The organism is Pseudomonas fragi, from assembly GCF_025426255.1.
GTDB lineage: Bacteria > Pseudomonadota > Gammaproteobacteria > Pseudomonadales > Pseudomonadaceae > Aquipseudomonas > Aquipseudomonas kulmbachensis.
In genome coordinates this window covers 1,694,997-1,721,432 of record NZ_CP104861.1, presented here as the reverse complement: position 1 = coordinate 1,721,432, position 26,436 = coordinate 1,694,997, and the positions used below count along the sequence as shown (strand labels likewise).

23 protein-coding genes are annotated in these 26,436 nt (G+C 55.3%); 6 read left to right on the top strand and 17 right to left on the bottom strand.

Annotated elements, in window-relative coordinates:
• Positions 1–129: 129 nt before the first annotated feature.
• Positions 130–1,206, bottom strand: coding sequence for an S-methyl-5-thioribose-1-phosphate isomerase (mtnA, locus tag N7D90_RS08065; protein WP_261741666.1), 1,077 nt, complete (start codon positions 1,204–1,206; stop codon positions 130–132).
• Positions 1,207–1,313: 107 nt separating this feature from the next.
• Here mtnA and N7D90_RS08060 point away from each other — a divergent pair, with 107 nt between their 5' ends.
• From N7D90_RS08060 to N7D90_RS08045, 4 genes are all read left to right on the top strand, one after another.
• On the top strand, positions 1,314–2,645 hold the full coding sequence (locus N7D90_RS08060; protein ID WP_261741665.1) for a TRZ/ATZ family hydrolase: 1,332 nt from the start codon (positions 1,314–1,316) through the stop codon (positions 2,643–2,645).
• A gap of 63 nt (positions 2,646–2,708) precedes the next feature.
• Positions 2,709–3,407 (top strand): bifunctional 2-polyprenyl-6-hydroxyphenol methylase/3-demethylubiquinol 3-O-methyltransferase UbiG, encoded by a 699-nt coding sequence (gene ubiG, locus N7D90_RS08055; protein WP_261741664.1) that lies wholly within the window; start codon positions 2,709–2,711, stop codon positions 3,405–3,407.
• Between the two features lie 3 nt (positions 3,408–3,410).
• Positions 3,411–4,082 (top strand): N-acetylmuramic acid 6-phosphate phosphatase MupP, encoded by a 672-nt coding sequence (gene mupP / locus N7D90_RS08050; protein WP_261741663.1) that lies wholly within the window; start codon positions 3,411–3,413, stop codon positions 4,080–4,082.
• Between the two features lie 42 nt (positions 4,083–4,124).
• Complete coding sequence (locus tag N7D90_RS08045) at positions 4,125–4,865, top strand: YciK family oxidoreductase (RefSeq protein ID WP_261741662.1); 741 nt, start codon at positions 4,125–4,127, stop codon at positions 4,863–4,865.
• An 82-nt stretch (positions 4,866–4,947) separates the two neighbouring features.
• Here the strand turns inward: N7D90_RS08045 and N7D90_RS08040 are convergent, their stop codons facing one another.
• The 7 genes from N7D90_RS08040 to N7D90_RS08010 form a co-directional block, all read right to left on the bottom strand.
• Complete coding sequence (locus tag N7D90_RS08040) at positions 4,948–5,733, bottom strand: TenA family transcriptional regulator (RefSeq protein WP_261741661.1); 786 nt, start codon at positions 5,731–5,733, stop codon at positions 4,948–4,950.
• Positions 5,734–5,779: 46 nt separating this feature from the next.
• Entirely contained in the window at positions 5,780–8,239 is a 2,460-nt protein-coding gene (locus N7D90_RS08035) for an EAL domain-containing protein (protein WP_261741660.1), read from the bottom strand.
• A 155-nt stretch (positions 8,240–8,394) separates the two neighbouring features.
• The gene (locus N7D90_RS08030; protein ID WP_261742400.1) at positions 8,395–10,191 is read right to left on the bottom strand and encodes an ABC transporter ATP-binding protein; all 1,797 of its coding nucleotides are present in this window, start codon (positions 10,189–10,191) and stop codon (positions 8,395–8,397) included.
• A 10-nt stretch (positions 10,192–10,201) separates the two neighbouring features.
• Positions 10,202–10,837: a DsbA family protein gene (locus N7D90_RS08025; RefSeq protein WP_261741659.1), complete on the bottom strand. Its 636-nt coding sequence runs from the start codon at positions 10,835–10,837 to the stop codon at positions 10,202–10,204.
• 1 nt (position 10,838) lies between these two features.
• Complete coding sequence (locus N7D90_RS08020; RefSeq protein ID WP_261741658.1) at positions 10,839–11,777, bottom strand: rhodanese-related sulfurtransferase; 939 nt, start codon at positions 11,775–11,777, stop codon at positions 10,839–10,841.
• Between the two features lie 99 nt (positions 11,778–11,876).
• Positions 11,877–12,173 carry a BolA family protein gene (locus N7D90_RS08015; RefSeq protein WP_261741657.1) on the bottom strand — a complete coding sequence of 99 codons (297 nt, stop codon included), beginning with the start codon at positions 12,171–12,173 and terminating at the stop codon, positions 11,877–11,879.
• An 11-nt stretch (positions 12,174–12,184) separates the two neighbouring features.
• Entirely contained in the window at positions 12,185–12,700 is a 516-nt protein-coding gene (locus tag N7D90_RS08010; protein WP_261741656.1) for a DUF2059 domain-containing protein, read from the bottom strand.
• 192 nt (positions 12,701–12,892) lie between these two features.
• Here N7D90_RS08010 and N7D90_RS08005 point away from each other — a divergent pair, with 192 nt between their 5' ends.
• Positions 12,893–14,284 carry a class II fumarate hydratase gene (locus N7D90_RS08005; protein WP_261741655.1) on the top strand — a complete coding sequence of 464 codons (1,392 nt, stop codon included), beginning with the start codon at positions 12,893–12,895 and terminating at the stop codon, positions 14,282–14,284.
• 173 nt (positions 14,285–14,457) lie between these two features.
• Here N7D90_RS08005 and pap read toward each other — a convergent pair whose 3' ends face one another.
• A complete protein-coding gene (gene pap / locus N7D90_RS08000) occupies positions 14,458–15,963 on the bottom strand; it encodes a polyphosphate:AMP phosphotransferase (RefSeq protein ID WP_261741654.1) in 1,506 nt (501 codons plus the stop codon).
• A gap of 139 nt (positions 15,964–16,102) precedes the next feature.
• Here pap and mnmC point away from each other — a divergent pair, with 139 nt between their 5' ends.
• Positions 16,103–18,082: a bifunctional tRNA (5-methylaminomethyl-2-thiouridine)(34)-methyltransferase MnmD/FAD-dependent 5-carboxymethylaminomethyl-2-thiouridine(34) oxidoreductase MnmC gene (mnmC, locus tag N7D90_RS07995; RefSeq protein WP_261741653.1), complete on the top strand. Its 1,980-nt coding sequence runs from the start codon at positions 16,103–16,105 to the stop codon at positions 18,080–18,082.
• Positions 18,083–18,156: 74 nt separating this feature from the next.
• On the opposite strand, the gene N7D90_RS24680 is transcribed toward mnmC, so the two are convergent.
• From N7D90_RS24680 to N7D90_RS07965, 8 genes are all read right to left on the bottom strand, one after another.
• Positions 18,157–18,288, bottom strand: coding sequence for a hypothetical protein (locus N7D90_RS24680; RefSeq protein WP_410012150.1), 132 nt, complete (start codon positions 18,286–18,288; stop codon positions 18,157–18,159).
• Positions 18,257–18,571 (bottom strand): protein phosphatase 1 regulatory subunit 42, encoded by a 315-nt coding sequence (locus N7D90_RS07990; protein WP_261741652.1) that lies wholly within the window; start codon positions 18,569–18,571, stop codon positions 18,257–18,259. The genes N7D90_RS24680 and N7D90_RS07990 overlap by 32 nt, the downstream gene beginning before the upstream one ends.
• Positions 18,572–18,799: 228 nt before the next feature.
• The gene (locus N7D90_RS07985; RefSeq protein ID WP_261741651.1) at positions 18,800–20,656 is read right to left on the bottom strand and encodes an NEL-type E3 ubiquitin ligase domain-containing protein; all 1,857 of its coding nucleotides are present in this window, start codon (positions 20,654–20,656) and stop codon (positions 18,800–18,802) included.
• 850 nt (positions 20,657–21,506) lie between these two features.
• Positions 21,507–23,492 carry a DUF3732 domain-containing protein gene (locus N7D90_RS07980; RefSeq protein ID WP_261741650.1) on the bottom strand — a complete coding sequence of 662 codons (1,986 nt, stop codon included), beginning with the start codon at positions 23,490–23,492 and terminating at the stop codon, positions 21,507–21,509.
• Entirely contained in the window at positions 23,492–23,986 is a 495-nt protein-coding gene (locus tag N7D90_RS07975; RefSeq protein ID WP_261741649.1) for a three component ABC system middle component, read from the bottom strand. The genes N7D90_RS07980 and N7D90_RS07975 overlap by 1 nt, the downstream gene beginning before the upstream one ends.
• 41 nt (positions 23,987–24,027) lie before the next feature.
• The gene (locus tag N7D90_RS07970) at positions 24,028–25,200 is read right to left on the bottom strand and encodes an ABC-three component system protein (RefSeq protein ID WP_261741648.1); all 1,173 of its coding nucleotides are present in this window, start codon (positions 25,198–25,200) and stop codon (positions 24,028–24,030) included.
• Between the two features lie 302 nt (positions 25,201–25,502).
• Positions 25,503–25,610: a hypothetical protein gene (locus N7D90_RS24675; RefSeq protein ID WP_410012149.1), complete on the bottom strand. Its 108-nt coding sequence runs from the start codon at positions 25,608–25,610 to the stop codon at positions 25,503–25,505.
• A 436-nt stretch (positions 25,611–26,046) separates the two neighbouring features.
• Entirely contained in the window at positions 26,047–26,337 is a 291-nt protein-coding gene (locus tag N7D90_RS07965) for a hypothetical protein (protein WP_261741647.1), read from the bottom strand.
• Between the last annotated feature and the right edge of the window lie 99 nt (positions 26,338–26,436).

Here is a 26,436-nt window from a genome sequence, read left to right as displayed (position 1 = left end):
GGCACATAGTAATTGGGTCAGTGATCGGCCTGAGCGTGTTCAGGAGGGCTCTGAGCGCAAATCGAGGACTGCAGGACAGACTGAATCCGGCATAAAACCTGCGCGATCCGAGTCAGCGCAGCACAACTTTTAATGCAATCGCTTGCGACACATCAATTGAGCCAGTTTTGCCGCATCCGGACGTTCAATCACACCCTTCTCGGTCACGATTACGTCAATCAGGTCGGCCGGGGTTACATCAAAGACCGGATTAAACACCTGCACATCGGCACCCACCCGCTTGCCGCCCACTTCCAGTAACTCGCGACCGTCGCGCTCTTCAATCGGAATGTCATCGCCCGTGGCCAAGTCCATATCAATGGTCGAACTCGGGGCCACCACCATAAAGCGCACGCCGTGGTGCATGGCGTTTACCGCCAACTGGTACGTCCCGATCTTGTTCGCCACATCGCCATTGGCGGTGATTCGGTCAGCCCCCACGATCACCCAGGTCACGCCCTTAGTTTTCATGATGTGTGCCGCTGCCGAGTCGACATTAAGCACCACCGGGATACCTTCATTGGCCAGCTCCCACGCAGTCAGGCGCGAGCCCTGCAGCCAAGGACGGGTTTCGTCGACATAGACTTGCTCGATCATGCCCTCCAGCCAGGCGGCACGAATAACGCCCAACGCCGTACCAAAGCCACCTGTGGCCAGCGCTCCAGTGTTGCAGTGGGTCAGTACGGCCTGAGCGTTGCCCTGGTGGCGGCGGATTACATCAACCCCCAATTGCGCCATCGTCATATTGGCCTCACGATCACTCTCATGAATAGCCACAGCCTCAGCTTCAAGCACCTGTAAAACATCAGCCCGAGTCTTGCTTCGGGCCAATCGATCTCGCATGCGATTCAAAGCCCAAAACAGATTCACCGCCGTTGGGCGCGAACCTGCCAGCAGGGTGAAGTCCTCCTCCAGCGCCGCTACCCAGTCGCCGCCAACAGCTTTGCGCGCACGTGCGGCCAGCACCACACCATAAGCCGCCGTGATACCGATCGCCGGAGCACCCCGCACGACCATATCGCGGATCGCTTGAGCCACATCTTCGGCGCGGGTGTAAGCCAGCCATGTTTCCTCAAGGGGCAAGCTGCGCTGATCCAGCAGGTATAGGGCGTCATCCCGCCAATCGATGGCCTTAACTTTTTCCGCAGCCAACAGTCGATCGCGCATGCCTTCCCCTATTACCCAGAAACAAAGCTGCCGATTATAGCGAGCCCACCCTTAAGACGCTCGGGTATACTTCGCCTCCTTTTAAAACGCACTGGAAACTGTTTTCGATGCCGATCCCGACCGTGCCCCTGGACTTATTGCTGCTACCCACCTGGCTGGTGCCTGTCGAACCGGCCGGTGTCGTACTCAAGGATCATGGGGTTGGCATTCGCGACGGTCGCATTGTATTCATTGGGTCTCGCCAGCAAGCCCTGAAGCTGGCTGCCAGCGAAACCCGCGAGTTGCCAGACATGCTGCTCAGCCCCGGGCTGATCAATGCCCACGGCCATGCTGCGATGACATTGTTCCGCGGCATGGCCGATGATCTGCCATTGATGACCTGGCTGGAGCAGCACATCTGGCCCGCTGAGGCCAAGTGGGTCGATGAAGACTTCGTGCGCGACGGCACCAATCTGGCGATCGCCGAACAGCTCAAGGGCGGCATCACCTGTTTCAGCGACATGTACTTCTTCCCCAAGGTCGCCAGTGAGTGCGTCCACAACAGCGGCATTCGCGCTCAGATCGCGATTCCCGTTCTCGACTTTCCGATTCCCGGCGCCAGCAGCGCAGATGAATCCCTGCGTCAGGCCATCGAGCTTTTCGCTGATCTGAAGTACCACCCGCGGATCAAAATCGCCTTTGGGCCCCATGCGCCTTACACTGTCGGCGACGATAACCTGGAAAAAATCCGGGTAATCGCCGATGAGTTAGATGCAGCTATTCATATGCACGTACACGAAACCGCTTTCGAGGTGCATCAGGCTGTCGAGCAACATGGCGAGCGGCCCGTCGCCCGTCTCGCGCGCCTGGGCCTGCTAGGCCCGCGTTTCCAGGCCGTGCACATGACCCAGATCAGCGATGACGACCTGACAATGCTGGTAGAAAGCAACTCCAGCGTGATTCATTGCCCGGAGTCCAACCTGAAACTGGCCAGCGGTTTCTGCCCGGTGGAGCGTTTGTGGCAAGCCGGAGTCAATGTAGCGGTCGGCACCGACGGTGCCGCCAGCAACAATGACCTCGACCTGCTAGGCGAAACCCGCACCGCAGCCTTGCTGGCCAAAGCCGTTGCTGGCTCTGCCACCGCGCTGGACGCCCACCGCGCGCTGCGCATGGCAACGCTCAATGGCGCCCGCGCCCTGGGCATTGAAAGTGACACCGGCTCGATTGAAATCGGTAAAGCCGCCGACATGGTTGCATTTGACCTCAGCGGACTGGCCCAGCAACCGGTCTACGACCCCGTCTCACAGCTGATCTACGCCACCGGCCGCGATTGCGTGAAGCACCTGTGGGTTGCAGGCAAGCAACTGCTCGATGATCGATGCCTGACCCGCATGGACGAGCAACAGCTCAGCGCCACAGCCAAGGCCTGGGGTGAACGCATAAGCGGCCATACTCATTGATTCAGCACCTTCGGGCCTGAGCCCGGAGTTTCACCAGATTATTAAGCTTTAGAGGATTTACCCATGAGCAACGTTGACCACGCCGAGATCGCTAAATTCGAAGCGCTAGCCCATCGCTGGTGGGACCGTGAAAGCGAATTCAAGCCGCTACACGACATCAACCCACTGCGCGTCAACTGGATTGACGAGCGCGTGCAACTGGCTGGCAAAAAAGTCCTCGACGTCGGATGCGGCGGCGGCATTCTCAGCGAGTCAATGGCTCAACGCGGCGCCACCGTCATGGGCATCGACATGGGCGAAGCACCGCTGGCCGTGGCACAACTGCATCAGCTTGAGTCCGGCGTGAGTGTTGAATACCGCCAGATCACCGCCGAAGACCTGGCAGACGAAATGCCCGAGCAATTCGATGTGGTGACCTGTCTTGAGATGCTGGAGCACGTACCTGATCCAGCTTCCGTGATTCGCGCCTGCTATCGCATGGTCAAACCCGGCGGCCAGGTGTTCTTCTCGACCATCAACCGCAACCCAAAATCCTATCTGTTCGCGATTATCGGCGCTGAATACATCATGAAGCTGATCCCGCGCGGGACCCATGACTTCAAGAAGTTCATCCGCCCTTCCGAACTCGGTGCCTGGAGCCGCCAGGCCGGTCTGAGCGTTAAAGACATCATCGGCCTGACTTACAACCCGCTGACCAAACACTACAAACTGGCCAGCGATGTAGACGTCAATTACATGATCCAGACCCTTCGCGAGGAGTAACGCATGCGTTTAAGAGCAGTTCTTTTTGACATGGACGGCACCCTGCTCGATACCGCGCCGGACTTTATTGCCATCTGCCAGGCCATGCGCGCCGATCGTGATCTGCCGCCCATTGGCGACAAACTGATCCGCGATGAAATTTCCGGCGGTGCCCGCGCCATGGTGGCCGCGACTTTCAGCATGGACCCGGACGCACCCGGCTTTGAAGAACTGCGCCAGGAGTTCCTGGAGCGCTACCAGCGTGATTGCGCAGTACACACCAAGCTGTTTGATGGCATGGAAGAGTTGCTGGCCGATATCGAAAAAGCCCATCTGGTATGGGGCGTCGTCACCAACAAGCCAGTGCGCTTCGCACAGCCGATCATGGAGCGCCTGGGCCTGGCCGAACGCTCGGCGCTGCTGATCTGCCCGGACCACGTAACCAACAGCAAGCCTGATCCCGAGCCGTTGATTCTGGCCTGCAAGATGCTTGACCTGGACCCGGCCAGCGTCCTGTTTGTAGGCGATGACCTGCGCGACATCGAGTCCGGCCGAGACGCCGGGACTAAAACCGCAGCCGTGCGTTTTGGCTACATACACCCCGACGACAACCCTGATCACTGGGGTGCCGACGTGGTGGTCGATCACCCGGGCGAACTGCGCAAAGTGCTGGATAACGCAATGTGCAGCTGCTGACAAACGTCCGCTAACGATCTTCGATTTTTGTTGAGGTTTTTTATGTTTGATTATTCCGCCCGCCCCAACCTGCTTCAGGACCGGGTCATTCTGGTCACCGGCGCCGGTCGCGGCATCGGCGCTGCGGCTGCCAAGACCTATGCCGCCCACGGCGCAACCGTACTGCTGCTGGGCAAGACCGAGGCCAACCTGAGCCAGGTTTACGACGAAATCGAAGCCGCCGGTCATCCGCAACCGGCCGTCATCCCGTTCAATCTCGAGACCGCCCTGCCGCATCAATACGATGAACTGGCTGCCATGATCGAAACCGAGTTCGGCCATCTTGACGGACTGCTGCACAACGCCTCGATCATTGGCCCGCGTACGCCTCTGGAGCAGTTGTCAGGCGAGAATTTCATGCGCGTGATGCAGATCAACGTCAATGCCACGTTCATGCTCACCAGCACCCTGCTGCCCCTGCTCAAACTGTCGCAGGACGCCTCGGTGATCTTCACCTCCAGCAGCGTCGGACGCAAAGGTCGCGCCTACTGGGGCGCTTATGGCGTATCGAAATTCGCAACCGAAGGCCTGATGCAAACCCTGGCCGATGAAGTCGACAGCGTCTCTGCAGTACGCTCCAACAGCATCAACCCAGGCGCGACTCGCACCAGCATGCGCGCCCTGGCATATCCGGGTGAAAACCCCGAGAGCAATCCAGAGCCGGACGCGATCATGCCGGTTTACCTGTACCTGATGGGCCCGGACAGCACCGGAATTAACGGCCAAGCCTTCGACGCCCAGTAACATAGCGACAAACAAAAACCGCAGCCTGCATGTGAATGCAGCCTGCGGTTTTTTATGCGCTCAAAAAACGGCTAGCGGCGCTTCAGCTCTCAACCAGCTCCCTGCGCTCACGCACAACGGGGGCCTTGTCGAGCTGCAAGCAGCTTTGTAAAAACAAGTACATGTAATCGTAGCTCTTGCAAATTGCCTTGCGCAGCTCGGCAATCAGCTCCTGGCTCGGGTTCATCCCCGCCAGGGTACACACGATTTCCAGCGCTTCCCAAGGATGCTCATCATCATACTGAGCATGCATCTTCAGCCACTTCATCGTGCGTTTACGCCCCTCCAGCGGGAACGACTCTTCGTAGACAGTTTTTGAACACACCGCAGCCGCCCACTCACCCACGGCACCTTCAATCGCGTAGTTGGTAGCTGCCATGGCCACAGCCAGTGAGTCCGTCGCACAGGTATGCCAGCACCAATCGTTCAATGCCTGAAATTCCGCAGGTATGTCCTGTGCGTTCAACTCTTCAAGGCTCACGCCATGTGCCCGGGCCCAATATACCCAGTAGTCGGCATGGTTAAGTTCAACCCGGATATTGCGAATCAGCCAGCGGCGCGCCATGTCTTCACCCGGATGTTGCCCATAACGGGTTTTGCCAAGGTTACGACCCATATACAGCGAAAACTGCTCAACCACCGGCCAGCCGCCAATCAGGTACGCTCGCATGGCTCTGGGGCTTAGCGTGTTATCCCGCATGCGCCTGTAAATTTCGTGCCCGACTGCCCGGCGCTTGCTCTCGCTGCAGTCGCGAATCAGTTGCTGAGCCCACTGCGGGTAACTCGTCTCCTCCATTAGAGGCCCAGTACGGTTAAATACATCAATCACAATCCAAGTCCTTTTCGAGAGATGACTTTAAAGAATATGTAACCTGTCAACGCAGATTACCCGGCGACCTCAACGTCAAGGCTCTGGACCGTTTGGGCCGGTGCAACAAACTATCAAAGGTAAACGGCTGTGGGCGTTGAACTATATAGCCTTGCGCATAATCAACCCCGATCTCGATCAATGCCTGTTCAATTTGTATCGTTTCCACAAACTCGGCAATTGTGCGTTTTCCCATCACATGGCCAATATGATTAATAACTTCAACCATAGCCCGATTGATCGGGTCGTCCAGCATATCCTTGACGAAGCTCCCATCAATCTTCAAAAAATCGACAGGAAGATGTTTTAAGTATGCAAACGAAGACATGCCGGCACAAAAGTCATCCAAAGAGAACATACAACCCAATGACTTGAGATCATTGATAAACCGAATAGCACTGCCCAGGTTAGCGATCGCGCTGGTTTCGGTAATTTCAAAGCAGATCAGTTTGGGCGAGACGCCATAACACTTGAACTGCTCATGCAAAAATTCCAGGAAATCATCATCACCAATGGTCGATCCTGACAAGTTGATGGCACACATGGCCATCGGCTGCGCCCCTACCTGGGCCGTACACTCAGAAATGATTTTGAACACGTTTTCGACCACCCAGCGGTCTATCGAACTCATCAACCCATACCGCTCAGCAGCCGGAATAAAGCTGTCTGGATAAACCATTCGCCCGCTCTCATCCTGCAACCGCAACAGAATTTCGATGTGCCCGCCCCCCTCCGGCTCAGCCCCCAAGGGGGTGATTTCCTGCGAGTAGAGACAAAAACGGTTTTCTTCCAGCGCTACATGCAGACGCTGCACCCAAGCCATTTCACCAAATCTCAATGACAGTTCCGTGTCATCCAGATGATAGACCTGCACCCGGTTGCGCCCCTTTTCCTTGGCCATATAGCAGGCCATGTCCGCTGCACGCATCAGCGACTCAAGGGTTACCGGGGTTTGATGGATATGTACAAGACCAATACTGATGGTGCTCATGAACGGCCGCCCTTTCCAGGCGAAATGCAGGTTTTGCACCGCCTGACGCAGGCCTCCGGCGATTCTCTCGGCCATATCCACCGGGCAGTTTTCCAGCAGGATTCCGAACTCATCGCCTCCCAGGCGAGCTAACGTATCGCCTTCGCGCAACCCGGTTCGCAGCAGCACACAAACATGGCGCAACAGCTCATCACCCGCCGCGTGACCGCAAGTGTCATTCACCAGTTTGAACTGATCCAGATCGAGGAACATCAATGCATGCCGACCCTGTTGTCGCCCCAGGTTCTTCAGCACTGTCTCCAGGCGATATTCAAATTCGCGACGATTGGCCAGGCCCGTCAGTGCATCATGGGTCGCCTGCCAGGACAGATTGGCAATGTACCGGCGCTCTTGGGTCATGTCATGCAGCACCAACACCGCCCCACTCACCTCTCCAGCATGGACAATCGGCGCGCCCACCAACGTGACAGCAACCGTACTGCCATCCATGCGCTGGATCTGTCGTGAGTGATCGCGGCTATTACCCAATTGGCCACTGAGAAGCCGATCAATCAGTTTGAAGCCATCATCCTGGTCATTGTCGTCGAGCAACTTGAACAACGCCGCCAGAGTAACGCCGTGGGCCTGCTCGGACTTCCATTGAGTCAGTTGCTCGGCCGCCGGGTTCATGTAAGCAATCGCGCCCTTCTCGTCGGTCGTTATAACGCCGTCGCCAATAGACGCAAGAGTGATTTGTGCCCGTTCTTTTTCCAACTGCAAGGCTTGGGCAAATGCACGACTCTGGGCCAGAACTTTATGAGTACGCTTGAGCACCAGAAGAATCAGCCCCAGCGCCGTGACCAGGTTGATAACAACCAGTAACCGCCAAACAAAGCGTGAGCCTTCTCCCAGGGCATCACTGAAGGCCTTGGCTGCAGGCGCAATACCTTCATTGATGGCAAAAATACCGTCCGCCCAGCGTTTTGAGTCCGCATCAGTGACGTGACCGCCAAGCAGTGTACGGTGCATCTCTTGAGCCAGATTATCGAGCTGAACCAGGTAAGCATCGCCCACGGACCACTTCTCAATGGCCGTTTCCATATAACTTACGTGACGAAAGTAGCGATAAAACCAAATAATGCTGTCGGCATCTTCCGGGCTGTTGCCGCCTTGCAAAATACCTTCGCGAGCAGCTACCTCATCAGAGGGGGACTGATCCATCGCCAGACGCAACTTGTGATCGCCCTGAGGGATGCTTCTAGCCTGCTGATATTTATCGAAATAAGCTGGATCATGCGTATCGGAATACACATAGAGGAAGTAGATAGCGTCTTTTTGGGCCTTGGACCACAAACTTTCGCCCCCGACATAACTTCTTACTGCCGAGAGCATATACAGACTCACGCACCCCAATAACGCCTGGAAAAGCACGACTGCAATAAAGGGCCAAACAATACCCAACAAGCGTGGTGTCCCGTGGGGGTGTTTTGATTTCATGAGTTTCCTTGCTTCATGGCGTCAGATGAAAACCAGAGAGAAAATCTCACTACAGCTCAGCCTAGGCCAATTTTCGACGGCTTGAGCAACCACACATGCTCAACATCGTCAAAAAGCCTTCGCCCGAGCAATTCACCTCACTTAATACAAACCCATCAAGTTTGCTGAAGGTGCCCGTAGAGTTTGGCGTAAAGCCCGCCGTCTGCAATCAACTGCTGGTGATCACCCTCTTCGGCAATACGCCCGCCATCAAACACCAACACTCTGTCTGCCTGTTTTACCGCAGACAAGCGGTGGGCAATGATTAAAGTTGTACGCCCGCTCAAAAATTTTCCCAAAGCGTGATGCAGGTTGTATTCGGTGGCTGCATCCAGGGCACTGGTGGCCTCGTCGAGGATCACTACCTTGGGTTCGGCCAGTACCATCCGCGCAATTGCCAGGCGCTGACGCTGGCCACCCGACAAACGCACACCTGAACGTCCGACAATACTGTCCAGGCCCTGCGCCAGCGCACGAATGGTGCCATCCAGCTGTGCGATTTCCAGAGCATGCCAGCACGCTTCATCGGTCCGCTCACGGCCCATGGTCAAGTTAGCGCGCACGGTATCGTTGAACAGCGCCGGGTGCTGCAGCACCACCGCAACATGCTCGCGTATGGTTTGCAGGCCAATCTCGGGCTGGCTCGCGCCGGCAAAGCGGATGCTTCCCGACTGGGGCGTATACAACCCCAGCAGAAGTTGCACCAGCGTGCTTTTACCGCCGCCACTGGTGCCCACAATGGCCACTTTTTCCCCCGGCGCAATGGTCAGGTTCAAATGATCCAGGACCTTTTCCTCACCATAACTGAAGCTCAGGTCACGCACTTCAATACCGACTGTCTGGTTCCCGACAAACGGATTGGCTCCACCGGGATATTGCGGCTCGTCGCTTCGCGCCAATAGTTGGTTGATCCGGGTCACGGCACCATCGGCGGCATAGAAGGCATATTGCAAATTAAGCAACTGCTCGACCGGTCCAATCATGAACCACAGGTAACTGAACACCGCGAGCATTTGGCCAATCGACAGGTCCGAAAACAGCACTGTCAGCATCGCCGCAGCGCGAAAAATATCGATACCGAACTGGAACAACAAACCGCTGGCACGATTTGATGCATCGGTCTTCCATTGCGAGGCCACAGCAAAGTCTCGAACTTCTCGCGCCCGCAGCCCCAAACGACCAAGGAAAAAACCCTGGCGATTACCTGCACGAACTTCCTGAATCGCGTCCAGGGTCTCGGTCAGGGCTTGGGTAAAACGCGCAGTGCTATCGTTTTCGAGTTTTTTAAGGTGTTTGACCCGCTTGCCCAGTTGCACCGTGGCGTAGATCACCAGCGGGTTAAACAGCAAGATCAACAGTGCCAACTGCCAGTGCATCCACAGCAAAATCGCCGAAGTCCCCACCAGTGTCAGCATCGCCACCAAAAACCGGCTCAGGGTTTCACCGACAAACTTGTCCAGCGTTTCGAGATCGGTGACCAGATGCGTGGTCACGGTGCCGCTGCCAAGGTTTTCATACTCGGCCAGCGAAATTCGCTTCAAGCGCTCAATCAAGCGCAAGCGGATGCGAAACACAATGTCCTTGGCCAACCGCGAGAACAGCCGAGCTTGCAGCACGTTAAACAACAGCGCCCCGCAACGCAGCATCAAGGTAATCACCAACATCAGGCCAATGTAGCCCGCTGCACTTTGCCAGGCAGCCGGTAGCCAGTGATTCATGATTTTCAGCGCGGCATCACCGTTGCCCAGCAACACTTCGTCCACCAGCAAGGGCAGGAGCAGGGGAATAGGGACACTGCACAGCGTAGCCAGCACGGCCACGCCGTTGGCAATCCACAGGGCTTTTTTATGACGCAGGGCCAGGCGACGTATCTCGGCCCACGTCAGACGGTCCGCCTTGGGGCCGGGCGGCACAGCAGCAGGATCAAACACGCGTGGCGCGTTCTAGCCAGCGAGCGAGCAGGTCAGATAACGGCTCAAGCGGCTGATAGCCATTAGTCAGCAACGCCAGTTGACCATTGCGCTCGGCGAGCAAGGTCGGAAACCCGGCAATCCCCAGGTCTTGCACCCAGGTAAAGTCGGCGGCGGTCGCTGCATGCTGCTGCGCCGTGTCAAACACGGCAGAAAACTCGATACGCGGTAACCCTGCTGTCTCAGCCAGTTCAACCAGCACACTGGCTTGGGTGACATCACGCCCCTGCTCATAGAAAGCCTGTTGAATCAGCTTCACCAGCTTCCAGGCGCAATCGGGGGCCAAGCTGCGAGCCGCCACCACGGCCCGACAGGCGGGCTCGGTGTCATAGACAAAACCGTCAGGCAAGGCGCCGTCGAACTTGAATGGCTGCCCGGTGGCTTCTGTAACTGCCTGCCAGTGTTCGAGGATATAGCGCCGGGTAGCAGGCTCAAGCGCCGAGCCACTGCCGGTGCGCAAACCGCCCACCACCAGATGCAACTCAACGCCTGCGGCCTGCGCCTGCTCAACCAGCGCCTCGGCGATGGGCGAGAAACCCCAGCACCATGAGCACATCGGATCCATCACATAGAGCAGACGTGCACTCATCTCAAACCTCGGCAGGTTTACGGTAGTTGTGGCCAATCGGGTGCGGCTGGTTACGCGCCTTGGCCAGATCGATCTGCTTTTGACGATCAATGGCGCTGCGACGGGTTTTTTCGCTCAAGGTGTCCCAGCAATGCGGACAGCTGATACCGGCCTGATAGTGTTCCGACTCGCGGTCCGCGATGCTGATCGGGGTGCGGCACGCATGGCACTGGTCGTACTCACCGGCAGTCAGATCGTGGCGTACGGTAACCCGGTTATCGAATACAAAGCAGTCGCCCTGCCACTTGGTTTCTTCCTGCGGCACCTCCTCGAGGTACTTCAGGATGCCGCCCTTGAGGTGGTAAACCTCGTCAAAACCCTGGCTGAGCATATAGCTCGAAGCCTTTTCACAGCGAATACCGCCGGTGCAGAACATTGCGACTTTCTTGTGCTTGGCCGGGTCGAAATTGGCTTTGATGTAGTCAGGAAATTCGCGGAAGCTGGTTGTTTTCGGGTCAATAGCGCCCTCAAACGTGCCGATCGATACTTCATAGTCGTTACGGGTGTCGATCAACAACACCTCCGGATCGCTGATCAGCGCATTCCAGTTCTCGGGGTCGACATAGGTTCCGACTTTCTTGTTCGGGTCTACGCCTTCTACGCCAAGGGTAACGATTTCTTTCTTGAGCTTGACCTTGGTCCGATAGAACGGCTGGTCATCGCAGTAGGATTCTTTATGGTCGATATCAACCATGCGTGGATCGGTCTTGAGCCAGGCCATCAGCCCGTCAATGCCTTCACGGCTACCGGAAACCGTGCCGTTAATCCCCTCTTCGGCAATCAGCAACGTGCCTTTGATGCCGTTATCGACCATTGCCGCGAGCAACGGCTCACGCAGGGCTACGTAATCTTCAAGGGTGACGAATTTGTACAGTGCAGCTACAACAACAGGCGCAGTCATCGTGTTTCTCCAGGTGGCTACCCTCGTAAAGGGTGAACCGGATGCAAAAAAAAACGCGCCGACTATGCGGCGCGCTGCGGATTCTAGCAAAAAGACGACTTAGTGCCCACCGCCGGCACAGGTCGGCGAAGCCGGGGCCGTGCCGATTTTTGCCCATTCATCAGGCGTATACGTGTGCAAAGCCAGCGCATGGAACTCGCCCATCAGATCACCCAAAGTGGCGTAAACCTTCTGGTGACGCTTGACGCTGTTGAGCCCGGCAAATTGCTCGCTGACCACCACTGCCTTGAAGTGGGTCTGTAACCCGCGACTGTGCATATGGCTTTCGTCCAACACGCTCAAGTGCTCGGGTTGCAATGCGCCAAGCGCCGATTCAATACGGTGTTGCATGCTCATTCAGGCTCCGCTTACTTCTTCTTGGCCGGGGCCGCTTTTGGCTCCAGCTCGGTAGTCATGTCTTCCAGCAGCTTGTTGACCACCGGCACTGCGCTTTCCAGCTTGGCCTGGGTCATTTGCGCCGATTGCTGAGTCAGCTGCGGCATTTTTTCCAGGACTTTCTTGCCCAGTGGCGACTGGTAAAACGCTACCAGATCCTTGAGTTCGGATTCGCTGAAGTTGGTGGTGTACAGCTTGACCATATCAGGCTTCAGCTTGTCCCAGCCAATGGCTTGGTCCAGAGCAGTGTTGGCCTTGGCCTGGTAGGTTTCCAGCAGGGCTTTCTTGGAGGCTGGCGCTTTGGTTTGCTCAAAACGCTGGGCAAACATCTGCTGTACTTGCATGTAAACCGGGGTACCCAGCTTGTCGGCATGAGCCAGTTTGAGGAACGTTTCAGCACTGGCAGCGTGACTGGCGGTATCGGCGAAAACCTGGCCGCTGGCGCAAACCAGAGCAACCGCTGTACAGATGGCGCGAAGACGGGTCATCGAGTTTCCTTTTCTAGCAAGCGAGGTTGAACCCCAAGGGCGGCCATTCTGCGCCTATTAAAGTCTGTCACTCAACCCCGAGTCTGATAGACGTTCTCATCATCTGACCAAAAGCATTAAAAACACCAGATTGAACCCCGGACGCAAACCAGCGCCTAAGCTGTCTGGTCAGACCTTTAGGAGAAAGAGCCGATGAGCCGTATCGAAACCGACAGCCTGGGTGAAGTCAGCGTGGCCGACGAGGCCTATTGGGGGGCGCAAACCCAACGATCGTTGATCAACTTCGCCATCGGCAATGAAAAGATGCCGTTGGCCGTGTTGCACGCTCTGGTACTGATCAAAAAAGCTGCTGCCCGGGTCAACAACCGCAATGGTGACCTGCCCGCTGATATTGCCCGCCTGATCGAGCAGGCCGCCGATGAGGTGCTTGATGGGCAGTACGACGATCAATTTCCGCTGGTGGTATGGCAGACCGGCAGTGGCACGCAAAGCAACATGAACGCTAACGAAGTTATCGCCGGGCGCGCCAACGAACTGGCAGGCAAAGGTCGTGGCGGCAAATCGCCCGTCCACCCAAACGACCACGTCAACCGTTCACAAAGCTCCAACGACTGTTTCCCGACCGCCATGCATATCGCCGCCGCCAAAGCGGTGCATGAACACTTGCTGCCAGCAATTAGTGAGTTGGCTGGCGGATTGGCAGAGCTGTCGGCCCAGCACATGAAACTGGTCAAGACCGGCCGCACCCACATGATGGACGCGACTCCGATCACATTTGGCCAGGAACTGTCGGCCTATATCGCGCAACTCGATTACGCCGAGCAAGCCATACGCTCGGCCATACCGGCGGTATGCGAACTGGCCCAGGGCGGCACGGCCGTAGGGACCGGGCTCAACGCGCCCCACGGTTTCGCAGAAGCGATAGCGGCTGAAATCGCGGCATTGTCGGGCTTGCCATTTGTCACGGCGCCGAACAAATTTGCTGCGCTGTCAGGTCACGAACCATTGACCACCCTCTCGGGTGCACTCAAAACCCTGGCCGTTACCTTGATGAAACTGGCCAATGACTTCCGCCTGCTGGGCTCTGGCCCACGTGCCGGGTTGGCCGAAATCAAACTGCCAGCCAATGAGCCGGGCAGCTCGATCATGCCAGGCAAGGTCAACCCGACCCAATGCGAAGCGCTGTCGATGCTGGCCTGCCAGGTAATGGGCAATGATGTCGCCATCGGCTTTGCCGCAAGCCAGGGCCACTTGCAACTGAACGTCTACAAACCGGTGATCATTCATAACCTGTTGCAGTCGATCAAGTTGCTGGGCGACGGTTGCAGCAACTTCCAAAAACACTGCGTGACCGGCCTTGAGGTTGACGCCGAAAAAATGGCCGAGCACCTGGAGCGCGGCCTGATGCTGGTGACTGCACTCAACCCGCACATTGGCTACGACAAGTCTGCCGAGATCGCCAAAAAGGCTTATGCAGAAGGTCTGACCCTGCGCGAAGCCGCATTGGAACTGGGTTATCTGACCGATGCAGAATTTGATCAGTGGGTACGCCCGGAGAACATGCTGGGGCCTGGCAAGCACTAAGAAAACTGTAGCAGTTGCCGAAGGAACGAGGCTGCGTTCGGCGGCGAAGCCGTCGTAAAACCTAAACTGGCGTTCTATCGGCTAAACCGCAGACTCAGGTTTTACGATTGCTTCGCAATCGGACGCAGCCTCGTTCCTTCGGCAGCTGCTACGCAAGATGAGAAGGTCTTTGTTTACTTCTTGTGCTTTTTGTCGCTCTTCTCGAAGGCGGCTTCCAGCGCTTCGTTGATGGTGCGCAACACCTTTACCCGCGCCCAGCGTTTGTCATTGGCTTCTACCAGCGTCCAGGGTGCAATCTCGGTGCTGGTACGGTCCACCATGTCGCACACCGCCTTGCGATACACATCCCACTTTTCGCGGTTACGCCAGTCTTCTTCGGTGATTTTGAAGCGTTTGAACGGAATCTCTTCGCGTTCATGAAAGCGTTCAAGCTGTACATCTTTATCAATCGCCAGCCAGAACTTGACGACAATCACCCCCGCATCGCGCAACTGTTCCTCGAAGTCATTGATTTCACCGTAGGCGCGCATCCAGTCAGCCGGAGTACAAAAGCCTTCAACCCGCTCAACCAGCACCCGCCCGTACCATGAACGGTCAAAAATGGTGAACTTGCCGCGCCCCGGAATCTGTCGCCAGAAGCGCCACAGATAAGGCTGTGCACGCTCATCTTCAGAAGGTGCAGCAATCGGCACGATACTGTACTGACGCGGGTCGAGTGCCGCCGCCACGCGCTTGATCGAACCGCCCTTGCCTGCCGCATCATTGCCTTCAAACACCGATACCAACGCATGGCGGCGCATCCGTTTGTCGCGCATCAACCCCGACAGGCGTGCCTGCTCGGTAATCAACTGCTCCTGGTAATCGTCTTTTTCCAGCTGCTGTGTCATATCCAGACAATCGAGCAGGCTCAAACCGTCCTGGACTTCAGCCAACGGCGCGACATGAGTGGCCCGGACTTTGGTCTTGGGCTCATTCAGCGCGGCTTGCAGACCTTCGAGCAAGATCTTGCCCACTGTCAGACTGCGGTAGTACGGATCGACACCCTCCACGATGCTCCAGGGAGCGTAGTCACGGCTGGTTCGACGAATCACACGCTCGCCAAATCGCACAAAGCGATCGTAAGTTTCTGACTGCTGCCAATCCAATGGACTGATACGCCAGCTATGCAACGGGTCATCCTTGAGTGCCTTTAGCCGGGCTTTCATCTGTTTCTTGGACAAGTGGAACCAGAACTTGAAAATTACCGCCCCTTCGTTGCACAGCATCTTCTCCAGACGCTCCGCACCATTGATCGCCTGATCGAGCACGGCATCCTTGAAGCGCCCATGAACCCGACCCTGAATCATCTGGCTGTACCAGTTGCCGAAGAGCACCCCCATGCGGCCCTTGGCCGGCAATTGCCGCCAGTACCGCCATGCAGGCGGGTGCGCCAGCTCCTCATCGGTCTGGCTATCGAAAGTACGCACTTCGATCAGCCGCGGGTCCATCCACTCATTCAGCAGTTTTACCGTCTCGCCTTTACCGGCGCCCTCAATGCCATTGATCAATACGATTACGGCAGAACGCTTCTGCTGATGGAGATCGTATTGCGCTTCAAGCAAAGCTTCGCGTAAGGCGGGAACTTCTCTGTCGTAGGTTTCTTTATCGATTACATGACCGATTTCAGCAGATTCGAACATGGAAAGCTCCCTGGCAAGATTTCACAAGCCTAGCGGATTGCACCCGAACGTGTAGGAACAACACTCACAAAACTGTCTTGGATCAATCGTGTCGTGACTGATCGGCTAGAATGGCCGCCTTGCCGATGCCGAGCCACACATGAATACTGAAATGCCCAATGCCCAGATTGACTGGGATGACCAAGGCCGCCCCCGTTCGCGGGTGTTTGATGACGTGTATTTTTCGGACAAGTCGGGTCTCGAAGAAACCCGTTATGTCTTTATCGAACAAAACGCCCTCGCAGAGCGCTTCGCCGCCCTCCCCGCTAACGGCCAGATGGTTATTGGCGAAACCGGCTTCGGCACCGGCCTGAATTTTCTTTGTGCCTGGCAGTTATTCGAAGAAACGGCGCGACCCGATGCGCGCCTGCACTTCATCAGTGTCGAAAAATACCCGCTGACCCGCGAAGATCTGAAGCGCGCCTTGGCTCTCTGGCCCGAACTGACTACCTGGAGTGAACAACTACTGGCAGCCTGGTTTGCCATTCATCCGGGGTTTCAAACCCTGAGCCTGGCCGATGGCCGTGTGACGCTGACCCTGATGATCGGTGACGCGCTGGAGCAACTGCCGCAACTGGATGCACAGATTGACGCGTGGTTTCTCGACGGTTTTGCACCGGCGAAAAACCCGGACATGTGGACACCAGAGCTGTTCGCGCAATTGGCTCGATTGGCGGCCCCCGCCTCCACTATCAGTACCTTCACCAGCACCGGCTGGGTACGCCGGGCGCTGAATGAGGCTGGTTTCAAGATGCGGCGCACGCCGGGCATCGGCCACAAGTGGGAAATTCTACGCGGCGCCTTTATTGGCTTGCCTGAAAACACACCCGCCAGCACCGATACCAAACCCTGGTTTGCTCGCCCGCCTCGGCACACCGACGAGCGCAAGGCGATTGTGATTGGCGGCGGCCTGTCGGGTTGCGCCAGCGCTAACAGCCTGGCGCGACGTGGCTGGCAAGTCACGTTAATGGAGCGCCACGAGCGCCTGGCCAAAGAAGCCTCGGGCAACCCGCAAGGCATCTTGTACATGAAGCTTTCGGCTCACGGCACCACTCTGTCGCAATTGATTGTCAGTGGTTTCGGGTACACCCGTCGCTTGCTGGAGCAACTGCAACGCGGTCGTGACTGGGACGACTGCGGTGTCCTGCAGCTGGGCTTCAACGAAAAAGAGGCTGAACGCCAAGCGCAATTGGCATCCGCGTTCCCGGCAGCGCTGGTGCATTTGCTTGATCAGCCTGCGGCGCAGGCCTTGGCAGGGGTCGAACTGGCTCACGGCGGCCTGTTCTACCCCGAAGGTGGCTGGGTGCACCCGCCTGCGTTGTGCCATTACCAGGCGCTGCACGCCAACGTTCAGATCATGACTCACCATGACGTATTGCAATTGAACAAGGTTGGCGACCAATGGCACGCCTGCCAGGGCGATCAGTTGCTGGCCAGTGCGCCCGTGGTAATCCTGGCGGGTGCGGCCGAAGTCAAACGTTTCCCGGCCAGCAGCGGTCTGCCACTCAAGCGTATTCGCGGGCAAATCACTCAACTGGCCGAAACCCCAGCCAGCTCTGTGCTCAAAACCGTGGTCTGTGCCGAAGGTTATGTTGCGCCCGGTCGGCTCGGCGAACACACCTTGGGCGCCAGTTTTGACTTCCATAATGAAGACCTGTCCACCACCCCCGCCGGACATCAGAGCAACCTTGACCTGCTTGAGGAGATTTCACCGGACCTGAAGCAGCGTCTCGGCAATGAGCAGTTGGATCCTCTGACCCTGCAAGGCTGGGCCGCCTTCCGCTGCACCAGCCCGGACTACTTGCCGATTGTCGGGCCACTGTCCGACCCGGAGCAGTTTGCGAGCGCCTATGCGGTACTGCGCAAGGATGCGCGACAAACGCCCGACACGCCTTGCCCATGGTTGAGCGGTCTGTACGTCAACAGTGGCCACGGCTCACGCGGGCTGATTACCGCCCCGCTGTCGGGCGAAATACTGGCGGCGTGGATCAACAACGAAGCGCAGCCCGTTCCCCGAGCGGTTGCAGAGGCCTGTCATCCTAATCGCTTTGTGCTGCGCGCCCTCATACGCGGGCAGTGAACAAACCCGGATTCTGGCCAATGGTGGAGGGGTGCGGCGGCAATAATGCCGAAAACTCGACTTTGTTTTTTTAATCAGATAATCGCGCCAAAAGCACGACTACTGACAAAATCCGGTAATTGCACCGACCTTTCTGCCACTTCGACAAGCAGCCTGGCCGATGGCAGATCGACCTCACTGACCCCGCCCAACACATTGAAGTGCATGTTTTCCGGCTGGCTGGGCAGCCCTAGTACTCTCGCCGGCCGACCCGGCAGACCAGGTGCACATCCAATTCATCTGGCGCCGGGCCACCTTGCGCCGCAAGTGCCAGCAGGGGCCGGTCAGCAACCCCCGTGGCCACTCATCAAGCCCGGTGCGACGCAGCGATACCCGGCGCAGCTTGGGCAACCTACTTAGATCGAGCATTGGCCCCAGCAGGTTGCCATTGAGGTTCAGTACTTCGAGATTGCCCAGGTTCGCCAGTACGTTGATATTTCCGGGGTTCATATACAGCGGTTATAGCTAAGGGACAAACGCTGCAGAGCGGGCATCTGCAGCGCTGAGCGAGGTTTGCCGGGCGTTAAGGGGTTGGCGTTCTTCGGTACGCATCTGTGTGACCTTCAGGATCATGGGTAAGAAGGCCCCAAGCTAGCCGCGCAAGCGCACCGGTCTGCCGTAGATATCTATCGTCGCAAACGAAGAACGCTAAGCTGCAGCCCAACACATAGACGTTGATTACAGGGCTGTCGACCACTCTCCGGGGCTATCCTTGGCAATCAACGCCTGGGTTTTTTCCAGGTTCCAGGCATCGACAGCTGCATCCATCTCGTTGCGCACCTGCGCGACACTGCGTAAATAGCGCGCACTGTTCATCTCTGGCGATCGTCTCAATAACCCATGCAATGCCTCGAAGTAAGGCTCGGTCAAAACGGTGTACTCCGCCTTGTGGGTACTGGCCATGTAGGTTTTCCAGAACTCGAGCGTAGTGATGAATACCGCCATGGAACCCGACCTTTCAGCGTTCTGGACTTCCACCCTGGCCATGTCCAAATCCGCTTCAGTCACTCCGGCCAACCCTCGGAACGACATGCTCTTGGGCTGGCCGGGTAGTTCCAGTGTCTGAGACAAACCGATTCGGTACGCCAGGTTCACCTCAAGCTCATCTACTGTTGCCCTGCCTTGTGCCAAACGCTCCTCGCATGTCTCAGCCGCAATACTTGCCAACTTATCGAGCCGGAACAGTCCCTTGGCCAAATGCAACAACTGGGCTTGCTGAAATGAGGCGCCGCGTGAGATTTCTGCCAGCAACACCTGGATTTCCATCGCGCTGAAAGTCACCGCTACACTGTCACTGCAACTACGCGGGGAAGCGGCAATATTCAGCAAATCACTGCGCAATTGGCTGTTCTGACTGGCCGCTTCAATCATTTCCCAGACCCGCCGACTCAAATCCTGGCGAACCGTATGGGCATCCGCCGTGGTGGTCAAACGACTGATCACGATGAAAAAGTCTTCGGAAGCCGGATTGGCTCGCAAGTTATTCCATAACAACTCGCGTTGGCTGAGTTCGTTGCTGGTAATGCCCGATGTCCAAAACTCGAACGCCAGCATCTCACTGAGCAACTCCTCACTGCTGATCCCCATACTGCTGCCGCCCTGCATGACATACCGCCCTAACTGCAAACGGCTTGAGGGCGACAGCGGGTTATTGGATAACGTGATATTTCGAATGATCTTGGGCGAGGCCTGAAACACCTGTTCAGGAATTTCAAGAATCTGGTTCTCCCTGAGGTCGGCAGCTTCCAGAAATGGCCTGGAAAGCAGCCCTTCAGGCCAAACCTGGATCCAGGTGCGGCGTAAATACACGCGCCGCAAGTGCGCGTGATTATTGAAACTCAACAACGGCCCCAACAGGTTGTCATTGAGATTCAACACTTCCAGGCTGCTCAACGCGTTCAGCACCGATGCGTTGCTGGTGGTCATGTACAACAAGTTTCGCGCCAGCGATAAACGTCGCAGGTTGGGCATGCGCTCAAGTTGTACTGGCAGATGAGCCATTTCGTTGTTATCCATTTCAAGCGCAGTCAGACCGCTGAAATGCTCGAGGAAAAGGTTAGCTCGGTCCTTGCAATCCATATTGCTGAGTTTCAGCTCGCGCACATGGCTGAAGTCAGCCACTGCAGGCAACTGCGGAAGGTTGCCCACACGTAAACCCTCCAGGCTCAAGCTGTGTATGTCATCACTGCTGGCCCAAGGCACGTTGCTAGGGCTTTTACGCCATATGCGCTCGATCAGCCCGGCCGCGTGGTACCTGTTTTCGGCGTAATCGTGTATCGCGTCTTTAGTCCCCAGTTCAGGAGCGGCATCAATCCAGAACTGTAAGCTGTTGCGCAATGCCGTTCTTTCACGCTTGCGCTCGCGCAATGCTTGCAGCGGTGCCTCCCTGCGCTCGATAAAACCGTCCAGATAATCCAGGACCTGGTCTTGATCAAATTCGGGATACAGCTCACTCACACGACGCCGCAAGGCGCTGGAATGCCCGCCCGCCCGCATGCCGCACAACGGATAACCAACGCGTGCAACCGAGGCCATGACATAGATAAATATGCAGCCCTTGCGAGAGGACCATCGGTAACTTTTATTGAACGATCCGGCCCTCAGTCACTCGATAAAACACGGTCATTCATGACGGCTCGGGGGTTTTAAGACTCGCGCCGTACGGGCTGGCAAGGCCGCCAAGCGCAGCATTGCCCTTTAAAACCGGGCCCAAGCGCTACCCGGCGCCCCGCAAAGGCGCCGAGTCATACCGGTAGCAACACATGCAGAGATACCAAGGATTTACACACCATGTGCGGATTAGCTGGCGTATCCAATACGCGCCCCTGACGGGGGTTTAGCGCTATTGAAAGGCACTAAATACCCCCACTGGGAACATTGATTGGTACAGAAAGTGGTACAGGGTTCGCCCGTTGCTTAAAGCGAACGGGCGGCACCCCGGCCTCCTAGCACCCCATTCAAGCTGGGCTTACTAAGCGCCAGTAAATACGGGACTCCAGCAACAGGTGCTCGCTGCAACGACGCCCAACGCTGCTGGAAAACGAGTAACGATGTCACTCGGAAAGTCACTGGACTTTTCTCACCTATTTAGGCGTTCTGCCGGGATAACAGCCCCCAGAGCACTTAAAGCTATTCAAGGGACTTAAAATCCCCCGTTCGTAAGGACGTGCCGGTTCGGTTCCGGCTTCGACACCAAAAAAATCAGGCCGCTCCACAATTCTCGATTTTCGCCCCCTCCCCTGGCGTCCTGCCAAAGCACAAAACCCAAAGCTCATACCACTGCCAAACACCTCGTCCCCGACACTCGCAGCTGCATGCCGCACCTTGAGTTCACTCAGGGCCAAGAGTTGGTTCTCCTTCTAGTTAAGGCTCGTAGCTGCGCCTGCTAGGCTTCAAAACGAGGAGGCACTAGCTTATCGCCCTCTCGCCACTCTTCAGCCAGATTTACACCTTCAATCCCCCCCCAAACCTCACTACCGGCATGGTCGAGGACGATGATTTGCAGTCGACCTTTTGCACGGTTAACCCCCCTGGCGAGAACGCTGAATACCTTTCTAACGGCGCCACGATCCTCGTCATCCAAGACGGCTTCACTCTCTAGGCCGTCGTCTTCACCATAGGCCTTTTTGGTCGCACCTTTCACAGGGAAATAAACTTGGCTGGGCTGGTCGAAGATCAGCAGATGTGGAACCGCGTGGTCTGCTCTCTTCAAGAAGTAGAGCTGAAGCGCGAGCAACATCGCTATGTGGTACGCCAACCAGTTGGCTCCACTGCCGACCTCCCATAGGAAATCATCGCGCCCATCATGTTTCACCTTGATCGCCAGATCGGGTATGGAAAGCGTGATTCGGGCATCAGCCCATTCTGCGTCGAGATGTGGAGTGATCAGCGCACAAATCTTGCTGATTTCTTCCAAGATTTGGGATGTCTTCTGTTTGACCGTTGCATCTGAGACTTGGGGCTCCAAGATCTTGATACGGTCTTCGAGGTTTTTCACCCGTTCTGTGAGCGTCGAATCGGAGCGCGCCTCGGTGTAAGTTCTGATCGACTGATGCAGACTTCCTATAAAACGATCTATCTGTGACATTCGGAGCGCATGCTTTGCAGCGAGTTCGTCACGCGCCTCCAATCCTTTGATCTCTACCCTGATAGCAGCCAGTGTCTCGCTGTCTTGGCGGATGAGGTTTCGGATCCGAACTATCTCACTCTCAACCGATGCTGATACCTCTGGGGTTGAACTTGCTAGCTGTTCGATTTCGACGAGGGCATTGCATAGCTCTTCTAGTTGAGTTGAAGGGCTGAGTGTCGGAAACGCCAGCGGATTCGCGTCAGGGTTATTTTCGGCGAGTTCTCTGAGCCAGCTGGACAGCGAGAGACGCTCACCGATTTTTTCCAGAGAAGAGGAGTACTGGCTAGCCTCTGATTTGATCTCCCTAAGATCCTCCAGCTTCTGTTTGGCAATAAATATGTTTTCGCCCATCAGCGTTTCGCGGGCGCGCAGCGTTTGCAAAGCTGCAGCGGATGATTCAATGGCGGCAGGAGTGATGACAGCATCGGCGGACGATTTGTAGGCGATACCGCGAAGTTGCTCCAAGAGGATATGCCATTCAGCGTGGGGCTGCGCCTCTGGCGCAACCAGGCCATACTCTCGGGAGCGGTAGAACCAGACGTTTGCCTCGGATTGCCACCGCTTCGATACCGCTTCAATCGCCATTAGCTCGCCCTGGAGGGTCTTGAGCTGTTTCCTCAACTCCTTGAGCTCCCAGACGACTAGCAATGACTTAGAGTCAATCGCCCCAAGGATGAATGGGAAAATGCTCTTCAGCTTTTCGCGGTTGCCGTAGCTATCGGCTTTGTAAAACAAGACATCGGGGTTAGCCACAATATTCTGTGGCTGAAAAGTGAAAGCCATCAGGTCGCGGAAACTTGGTCGGTTTTTGAAACCAAATTCTTCTGGGGTATCGCCATAACCTATGTTTGGAAGCCCCGAAAGCCGGTTAAGGATTTCTTTCACGTTGTCGCGATTCGTATTTTTGCCGTAGATCGCTTCGGGAATTTCGATGGACTGCCCCTCGACGATGAACATGTCATTCGTGGACTTTTGATTGCCTGGCTCAGCCCTAGCGAGAAGTTTTTGGCCCTCATCGGTCTCGATCAGTATGCCGAACCATTCACAGGTTTTGCGTATGGTGCCTACAGGGATGGCGCAGCGCTCAGAGCCTAGACAATAGTCAATGATTGGAATTACGGCTGATTTACCCGCCTTTGAGGAGCCACTGATGATGTTGACCTTGCCTAGTTTGAACTCAAGCTCTCTGGGAACGCCGCCATTTTTCGGCCAAAGGATGAGTTTGCGAATCTGTAGTTTCATTAGAGCTTAATCCTTAGAATGGCTTGTACTTCCTGTATGGTCAGAGTTTTGCACCATTGGCCAAGCTTCTCAGCAGACCTAAGCATGTCTTTAATTTTTTCATCAAGTCCTGAGGGAGCTTTGCTACGTAAGCTTTCAACCTCGGCTGTGACGGTGTTGATTGATATTAAGCCGCACTGTATTGCAATGGAGGTGGACGCCAGGCTGATATTTCTTAGCTTGAGCATTCGACTCTGTATCCCATACAAGATTTCTTGTTGCGATTTAAATTTCCCGGCAAAAACTCTTAGCCCTGATGATTGATTAGTTGTTTTGGCCGCATCACGGAGTTGCGCGTGATACAAAATGGGTAGCACTATAAAAATCAGGGGCATACTTGGCAGCAGACCGTAGCCTTTAGGAGCATAACCTTCAGCAAACCTCCAAAGTAATGAGGCACCTAATGCAGGATTCTGCATTAGATAGATTTCGTCGAGATCCTGATTCGGGCGCATGCAAACTTCCGTAATATATTGTTAGCGAGGCAATGCGTATATTATGAGTTGCTTCTAAATCTATTCATCAATAGCGTCTTATATGAAGGATGCCAACCGATTATCTGCTTGTCCGCCAAGTCTTGGAAAGTGCCCCGAGAAATATAATCCGGAGTATCCTTTCCATTGATTTTCGTCTTTAGAGAATAGCATTTCAGAAATAAAGACTCACCCTGTTCGATGGGAGTCAAGTTCACAGCTGAGCCCTTAATATCTAGGCGATTGCTTTTCCAAAGTTTTTCTAAATCGTCCATGAAGTCCTCGAACTGAGATTCTACAATAAACCCTACTTCTCCCCAGCGCGTTTTACCCGTTTTCGAACGCATGAAATCTGCCATAGCTTTGAGCTTATCTCTCTCACCAATCTCAATTAGATCAAGCTGATGCATCATGACCGGATGGTTTGAAATATTGGCCTCTACTTCTGATGGAGACGGTTTGGGAACAGAGTAGGTAAGTAAATAGTCGTATGAGAGTTTAGAACAGTGAGTTGATAACCAGTCTGCAAATGCATTTTTTTCGATGCACGCAGGCATACGTGCTGCAATCAGTTCATCTGATCGTATCTTCACCCAGCCGATCAATGCGCAGCAGACATCATCAAGTGCTTTCTCGGAAACTGTGTTTCGAAGTATGTCCTTGATGGGTTTGACAGGGTCACTGTCCCCACATTCATACGTAAACCTGACAATTAATTCAGCAAGTTTTTCTTGATCATATTCGAGGAGTTTAGTGATGTACTGTCTGCAGCCTGATGGCTTTTCTCTTTTGTAAGCTTTGCGGATAATCTTGACGGCATCGAGTGCAAGTGTGTGGGTGTGCGCGTATTTTAGTGAGTCAACGAATTCACCATTCTTAGGCTGAACGACGTACAAGTGAAACTGAGTGTGAGTCAGGTTTATGTAGCCTGCTTCAATGGCGTCTATCCAATTAGAAAAAGTCTTCCATAAATCTACCGACCAATTGGAAATAGGGTTCGTGACTAGTCCGCTTTTCGCCTGCTCAACCTTGGTCTTATCGTCTGGCTGCACAACATCAGTGTCATCCAGAACCTCTAGAGCAACGACAGAGCCTGCAGGAGCCAGCAGTAGATGCAGGCATTGCCGTGTTGGTTGAATTGAAAACCCGTAATACTGACCAGGTGCCGATGTTGGATTCGATGGAGGGTTTTGCATACCTCTGTGCTCTTCCTTGGCAAGTCGCGCTGTGTCTAGGGAGCTTATTCAGCTCAATAAGTGGCATCGTGCGGGGGATGGTATCAGATGGCTACTGGCGCGGCTTGTTTACCCTAGCCCCTCAAGCCGCTGATGGGGCATGAGAAAATATCCATTGCCAAAGGCGCAGCGGGGCGGACTATAACCACTCCATGAAGTCTTCCAGGTTCAGTGCTTCTGCCCAGGAGCGAAGCATCTGGGGAAAAAGAACGTCGTAATAGTCGTTCAAACGGTTTTCTCGAATGTTCACATAGACAAATTCCTCATCTGGAGATTTGATGCGAATAATGTTCAGATGGTCTGATCCTTCTATCGTCACCGAAGAGCACATTTTTAATTGCATCAAGAAGGGCTTTGGTCCTGTTATCCAAGTCTTTTTGCGCGCCGGTAGCTTTGACAACAAAGACAACGAGCAGGCAGATTGAGATGTGCTCAGAAAACAGGGGGGTTTTCCAGCAAAGCGATACCTGATAGCCCTCTTGAACGCTGCTCGTCGCCCCTTTTTACGGGCAGCTGGCCTGCTTGGAAATAGGGGGTATCCGTATGGACATCACTTGTGTCGGAAGTCCGCCTTCATGAATGTTGCAGAGCGGACAATTATGGGGCGAATGCGGATAATGGGCCATAGGAACCGCTGCTTTTAACACTAGCACCCCATGCTTGCATAGCTCCTAAAAGCCCAATTAAATCAGGGCTTTGCATCTAGCGCTCGCTGCAACGACGCCCCACGATGCTCTACCATGATGAGCCATTCCCCGAATTTCCCCCGACGCATAATTCTCCCCTGCCCCGGCGTCCTGCCAAAGTTCACCTACCCCTTTTTGCGAAAAAAGAAACATCGTCGGGATCAATAGAATGATCCAGGAATAGTCCGACGCCGTCAGCCTCCTCCCACTCAACTAATCCCCAAAGCCTGGCTGCGTCAGCAAGCTCGAGCATTTCAGATAGCTCATCACTGCGCACTTGGTGCCGCTCATAAGCGAGCATCGCCAGATCCACAAGCTTGAGCCAATGGCCCTCAGGGTCGGTGACCAAGTCGAATTGCTGCTTGCTCGCGGCTTGCCAATCAGCAAGCGGGTTTTCCACGTAGTGCTTCATTTTAATATACTGTGTTTATGAACAGTATTTGTATCAGCTTGGCACGAATGGTTAAAGCACCGCTCAGCGGATTTCGGCGATATTCGTGAGTAGCAGATA

What these genes read in the sequence shown, in the direction of transcription:
- N7D90_RS08020 (WP_261741658.1), bottom strand. Translation starts at nt 11,777, where the DNA reads ATGACTGCGCCTGTTGTTGTAGCTGCACTGTACAAATTCGTCACCCTT.
- N7D90_RS07965 (WP_261741647.1), bottom strand. Translation starts at nt 26,337, where the DNA reads ATGAAGCACTACGTGGAAAACCCGCTTGCTGATTGGCAAGCCGCGAGC.
- N7D90_RS07980 (WP_261741650.1), bottom strand. Translation starts at nt 23,492, where the DNA reads ATGAAACTACAGATTCGCAAACTCATCCTTTGGCCGAAAAATGGCGGC.
- N7D90_RS08015 (WP_261741657.1), bottom strand. Translation starts at nt 12,173, where the DNA reads ATGAGCATGCAACACCGTATTGAATCGGCGCTTGGCGCATTGCAACCC.
- N7D90_RS24680 (WP_410012150.1), bottom strand. Translation starts at nt 18,288, where the DNA reads ATGCACTTCAATGTGTTGGGCGGGGTCAGTGAGGTCGATCTGCCATCG.
- N7D90_RS08045 (WP_261741662.1), top strand. Translation starts at nt 4,125, where the DNA reads ATGTTTGATTATTCCGCCCGCCCCAACCTGCTTCAGGACCGGGTCATT.
- N7D90_RS08060 (WP_261741665.1), top strand. Translation starts at nt 1,314, where the DNA reads ATGCCGATCCCGACCGTGCCCCTGGACTTATTGCTGCTACCCACCTGG.
- N7D90_RS08010 (WP_261741656.1), bottom strand. Translation starts at nt 12,700, where the DNA reads ATGACCCGTCTTCGCGCCATCTGTACAGCGGTTGCTCTGGTTTGCGCC.
- N7D90_RS07970 (WP_261741648.1), bottom strand. Translation starts at nt 25,200, where the DNA reads ATGCAAAACCCTCCATCGAATCCAACATCGGCACCTGGTCAGTATTAC.
- N7D90_RS07975 (WP_261741649.1), bottom strand. Translation starts at nt 23,986, where the DNA reads ATGCGCCCGAATCAGGATCTCGACGAAATCTATCTAATGCAGAATCCT.
- N7D90_RS07985 (WP_261741651.1), bottom strand. Translation starts at nt 20,656, where the DNA reads ATGGCCTCGGTTGCACGCGTTGGTTATCCGTTGTGCGGCATGCGGGCG.
- N7D90_RS07990 (WP_261741652.1), bottom strand. Translation starts at nt 18,571, where the DNA reads ATGAACCCCGGAAATATCAACGTACTGGCGAACCTGGGCAATCTCGAA.
- N7D90_RS08025 (WP_261741659.1), bottom strand. Translation starts at nt 10,837, where the DNA reads ATGAGTGCACGTCTGCTCTATGTGATGGATCCGATGTGCTCATGGTGC.
- pap (WP_261741654.1), bottom strand. Translation starts at nt 15,963, where the DNA reads ATGTTCGAATCTGCTGAAATCGGTCATGTAATCGATAAAGAAACCTAC.
- mtnA (WP_261741666.1), bottom strand. Translation starts at nt 1,206, where the DNA reads ATGCGCGATCGACTGTTGGCTGCGGAAAAAGTTAAGGCCATCGATTGG.
- mupP (WP_261741663.1), top strand. Translation starts at nt 3,411, where the DNA reads ATGCGTTTAAGAGCAGTTCTTTTTGACATGGACGGCACCCTGCTCGAT.
- mnmC (WP_261741653.1), top strand. Translation starts at nt 16,103, where the DNA reads ATGAATACTGAAATGCCCAATGCCCAGATTGACTGGGATGACCAAGGC.
- N7D90_RS08005 (WP_261741655.1), top strand. Translation starts at nt 12,893, where the DNA reads ATGAGCCGTATCGAAACCGACAGCCTGGGTGAAGTCAGCGTGGCCGAC.
- ubiG (WP_261741664.1), top strand. Translation starts at nt 2,709, where the DNA reads ATGAGCAACGTTGACCACGCCGAGATCGCTAAATTCGAAGCGCTAGCC.
- N7D90_RS08035 (WP_261741660.1), bottom strand. Translation starts at nt 8,239, where the DNA reads ATGAAATCAAAACACCCCCACGGGACACCACGCTTGTTGGGTATTGTT.